This is a genomic window from Pontibacter sp. HJ8, from assembly GCF_054824225.1.
The window spans coordinates 1-850 of the sequence record NZ_JSYF01000600.1; the positions used below are offsets into that span (position 1 = coordinate 1).

The 850-nt window shown below is 37.9% G+C and carries 1 protein-coding gene; it reads right to left on the minus strand.

All coding sequences use genetic code 11. The features are described from left to right. Positions 1–29: 29 nt before the first annotated feature. Positions 30–850, minus strand: an 821-nt coding sequence (locus OB13_RS19910; protein WP_461491934.1) for a hypothetical protein, incomplete at its 5' end; no start/stop codon positions are given.

Here is an 850-nt window from a genome sequence, read left to right on the forward strand (position 1 = left end):
TTCAACTCTACCCGTCATTTACTCTTAGCTTACCTTAATACTACAACAGATTCTCTCATAAAATTTTCTAACCCAATTAGTTGAGTTCTTTGCTGAGGAGCTACTGTCAAATGCCTTACTTGAATTACCTCACTTGATTTAAAACCAGCTTCTATACCGATTTTAGCAGTTAAGCTATCAGTGGGTATGACCACACCGGCAAATGCAGAATTACCTATCACGATGCAACATTTTCCACCTGGTTTTAGATATCTTCTGCAATGTCTCAGTATTTGATGCATATCTGTGAAGTATCCATGGAGCATTTGAGGAACTCCCATTCTCCAGCTACTTGATGATGTATCCATCAATGAAATAAGGTTATCTAAGAACCTATTAGAATCTAATACTCTTGTCCTATCTGCTCCAAGGTGAGACCGCATGGACTTCTTTCTAACCTCTTTAAGATCAGTAGAGTTATTGATAAAATTACCAAACCAAAGCTCAACTTTCTGAGATTCAAAATAATCAAACCTATTTGCATAAGGTGGACTGAATACAATAGAATCAAATTTGCGCTTACCTAGTATAGTGTCCATCTCGATGGCACTCCCATGAAAAACTTCTTGCTGATTCCAAAGTCCTTTCTTCCAAAGAGGAGTATCTTTTAGCATGGTTTGTAATTGCTGCTTGTAAGCATTGGTGACAAAGGACACTTGGTCGGTTCCAAACCGTTGTACTTGCCATTCACCCTCTACTCTTGTGGTGTACCCATCTTTGGTTCTTTTCTTATTTCTATACTTGATTCCGTTTCCTTCTTTGAAATAGCTCCCAACCTCTTCAAGAATAGATAGCCATCCTAAAAATAGAA